Consider the following 3,525-nt stretch of genomic DNA (forward strand, 5'->3'; position numbering starts at 1 on the left):
TGTCCCAGTCAACAGCGACGGAGAGCCACGGGTCATTGTCGGCGAAGGGATCGGCCACCGTGTGCACGGCCGAGAACGCGATGCGGTTCAGCGGTCCCTCGAGCTTCGCCGGGAATGTTCGCGAGGCCGCGAGCCGGTAGGTCTCGATGGACCGGTCGGCCTTCGGCAGCTTCAACGATAGGGATGACATTGGCAGGACGGGCTTGTTCATACTTCCCTCCTCAGGCCTTGATCGGGGCGACGTCGATCCAGCGCCGCTCCTTCCAGCTCTTCAGCGCGCATTCGGCAAGCTGCACGCCCTTGGCGCCTTCGAGCAGCGTGAACTTGTAAGGAGCGCCCTCGTAGACGTGACGGATGAACATCTCCCACTGCTCCTTGAAGCCGTTGTCGTAGGAGACATTGTCCGGCAGCTTCTGCCAGTCGCCGTAGAAATCGTGCAGCCGCTTCTCGTCGGGATTCCACACCGGCCTCGGGGTAGCCTGCCGCGCCTGGATCATGCAGTCCGAAAGGCCCGCGACGGCCGAGCCGAGCGTGCCGTCGACCTGGAAGGTGACAAGGTCGTCGCGATAGACGCGCGTCACCCAGGACATGTTGATGTGGGCAATGACGCCGCCCTCGAGCTGGAACGTGGCATAGGCGGAATCGTCCGCAGTCGCCTTGTACTTCCGGCCCTGCTCGTCAAAACGCTCCGGAATGTCGGTGTTGCCGATGCAGACCACGCTCTGGACGTTGCCGAAGAGGTTGTCGAGCACGTAGCGCCAGTGGCAGACCATGTCGAGGATGATGCCGCCGCCGTCCTCGTCGCGGTAATTCCAGGACGGCCGCTGCGCCTCCTGCCAGCCGCCCTCGAACACCCAATAGCCGAACTCGCCGCGCACCGAGAGGATGCGGCCGAAGAAGCCGGAGTCGCGCAGGAAGGCGATCTTCTTGAGGCCCGGCAGGAACAGCTTGTCCTGCACCGTGCCGTGCTTGACGCCCTTGGCGTTGGCGAGCTTGACGACCTCGAGGGCCTCCTCGAAGTTCGTCGCGATCGGCTTCTCGCAATAGACGTGCTTGCCGGCATTGATGGCCTGGGTCAGAAGGCCCGGACGCGCCTGCGTGGTCGCGGCGTCGAAGAACATGGTGTCGTTCTTGTCGGCGAGCGCAGCGTCGAGGTCGGTGGTCCAGCGCGCGATGTTGAACCGCTTGGCGAGGGCCTCGACCTTGTCGGCGCTGCGGCCGACCAGGATCGGATCCGGCATCACGCGGTCGCCGTTCTTCAGGCGGACGCCGCCCTGGTCGCGGATCGCGACGATCGAGCGGATCAGATGCTGGTTGAGCCCCATCCGGCCGGTGACGCCGTTCATGATGAGGCCGAGGCGTTGGGTGGTCATGCCAGTTGCTCCTGAAGTGACTTTGGCTGTTCGAGCGGGCGGAGTGCCGACCAGTCCGGATGGACCGACGTCGCAAAGCCCGTTGCATGAAGCGATCCCGTCAGGAGATCGCCGTCGTGAATGGAGAGCCGGATGCCGTGGCCGGCATCGGCATAGAGATCGGGATGCGCGGCCGCGAAGGCCTGGGCTTCCGCGGCGGGCGTATCGCCAAAGCCGTCGACGTAGTGGTGGCCGTTGCGTTCGGCATGGGCGATGCCGAGGAAGGCGCCGAGCGCGAGATCCTGCTGCACGGCAAGGCCGGCCTGGCAGGTCAGGTCCTCGCCGGTCACGAAGAACGTCCCTCCGTCCGCACTCCACTTCGCCGCGCGCGTCGCGTTGACGACGGACTTGTAGAGCCCCTTGCAGGACTTCGAGGAGATGCCGTGATAGCCGAGTGCCCGAGCGGCTGGGAAGGCATCGTAGGAATCGTCGGCCTCATCGATGATGAAACCGCGCGCGGCGAGCGAGCCGAGCGGCGACTGCCGTGTGATATCACGCGGCATCGGCTGCTCGATATAGAGCAACCGCGAAGCGATCGGTCCAAGGCCGGGGTCACGATCGAGCCGATCGATCAACGCCTGAAGCGCCGCGAGATCGGCGTACTGCTCGTTCGCATCGAGCGTCACCTTGTAGCCGTGTCCGAGCGTATCGAGATCCTTGCCGATCCGCGCCAGCCGCGCTGCGTCGGCTGCGGGATCGCCCGACAGCTTCAGCTTGAAGTAACGCGCACCGGCGTTCTCATGAGCGTCGGCGACGCCGTCCTTACCTTCCACCGTATCGTCGAGGCCGACGGTATGCCTGATAGCAACCCGCGGCAGCGGCTTGCGGCCGGCAAGAAACGTTGTGATATCCGTTTCCTTCAAATCAGGCGACAGCCGCGCATCGATGCCGGCAATGTTGCCGGCCATGCCGTCAAAGAAGTTGGTCTCCACGGCACGCAGCACCGCATCGAGGACCGCCTTGTCGATCTCCGCAGGGCCGTAAGCCGCAGCAAGCGGTGGAATGTTCTTCTTCGCACAGGTCGCAATCTGTGCGCCGATGCACGACGCATGCAGGTCGAACGCGGTCAGATATCCGGTCCGCGCCAAATAAAGACCGCGCGCGATCTCAAGCGAGCGGCGCAGACCGTCGACCGTCTGCGCCGGCGACAGCTCCGGCCGCTTGTCGAACCATTTCGGCACCAGCAGTTCGGCACTGGCACCGACCGCGGTTCCCCTGCCCTCGACCTCGATCTCGACCCGCACGAACAGCTGCGGCGTCGCGTGAAGCGTGATCGCGCCAAAGCGGAACGGCCGCGCGAACTGCACGGGACGTTCGAAGAATGCGATGTCTCGCAGCTTCAGGCGCGGCGCCATGGCTTTAGTCCAGTGCACCTTGTGAGAAGAAATGCTTGCGGATGCGCTGCACCAGCTCGGTGAAGACAGGATCGGCCATCACGTCGAGCGAACGCGGGCGCGGCAGCGGCACGTCGTAGATCGCGGCGACCGCGCCGGGACGCTCGGTCATGACCAGCACGCGGTCGGCGAGGAACACGGCCTCCGGAATCGAATGCGTGATCAGCAGCACGGTCTTCTTCGTCTCGCGCTGGATCCGCATCAGCTCGACATTCATGCGCTCGCGCGTCAGCGCATCGAGCGCGCCGAACGGCTCGTCCATCAGCATGATCTTGGGGTCGTGCACCAGCGCACGGCAGATCGAGGCACGCTGCTGCATGCCGCCGGAGAGCTGCCACGGCAGCTTCTTCTCGAAGCCTTCCAGCCCCACCAGCTTCAGCAGCGCCTTGGCACGCTCGAGATATTTTTGCCGCGGCAGCCGCTTCATGTCGATCGGCAGCATCACGTTGGAAAGGATGTTCCGCCAGGGCAGCAGCAGCGCGTTCTGGAAGACGATGCCGACATTGCCGTGCGGCTTCGTCACCTTCTCGCCCTCGACCAGGATCTCGCCTGACGTCGGCGGCAGCAGCCCCGAGATCAGCTTGAGCAGCGTGGACTTGCCGCAGCCGCTTGGGCCGACCACGACGAAGAACTCGCCCTCGTTGATGTCAAAATCGAGCGGCCGCAGCGACGGCACGTCGCCGTCGCGCGTCCGGTAGGTCTTCGACACACCTGACAGC

At 64.8% G+C, this 3,525-nt stretch carries 4 protein-coding genes; all 4 read right to left on the reverse strand.

All coding sequences use genetic code 11. The annotated features are described in order from the left end of the window. Nucleotides 1-211 (reverse strand): DUF993 family protein (locus tag AC1D00_RS32085; protein ID WP_477013419.1); only part of this gene is annotated, 211 nt, incomplete at its 3' end. A gap of 10 nt (nucleotides 212-221) precedes the next feature. After that, nucleotides 222-1,373 (reverse strand): Gfo/Idh/MocA family protein, encoded by a 1,152-nt coding sequence (locus AC1D00_RS32090; protein WP_477013420.1) that lies wholly within the window; start codon nucleotides 1,371-1,373, stop codon nucleotides 222-224. Next, nucleotides 1,370-2,767, reverse strand: a complete 1,398-nt coding sequence (locus AC1D00_RS32095; RefSeq protein ID WP_135178452.1) for an enolase-like domain-containing protein — start codon at nucleotides 2,765-2,767, stop codon at nucleotides 1,370-1,372. The genes AC1D00_RS32090 and AC1D00_RS32095 overlap by 4 nt, the downstream gene beginning before the upstream one ends. A 4-nt stretch (nucleotides 2,768-2,771) precedes the next feature. After that, the coding region (locus AC1D00_RS32100) for an ABC transporter ATP-binding protein (RefSeq protein WP_477013421.1) at nucleotides 2,772-3,525 on the reverse strand (754 nt) is incomplete at its 5' end.

Source organism: Bradyrhizobium sp. P2_E8 (genome assembly GCF_056403875.1).

Coding starts and splice junctions, on each gene's coding strand:
- AC1D00_RS32090 (WP_477013420.1), bottom strand. CDS start 1,373: ATGACCACCCAACGCCTCGGCCTCATCATGAACGGCGTCACCGGCCGG.
- AC1D00_RS32095 (WP_135178452.1), bottom strand. CDS start 2,767: ATGGCGCCGCGCCTGAAGCTGCGAGACATCGCATTCTTCGAACGTCCC.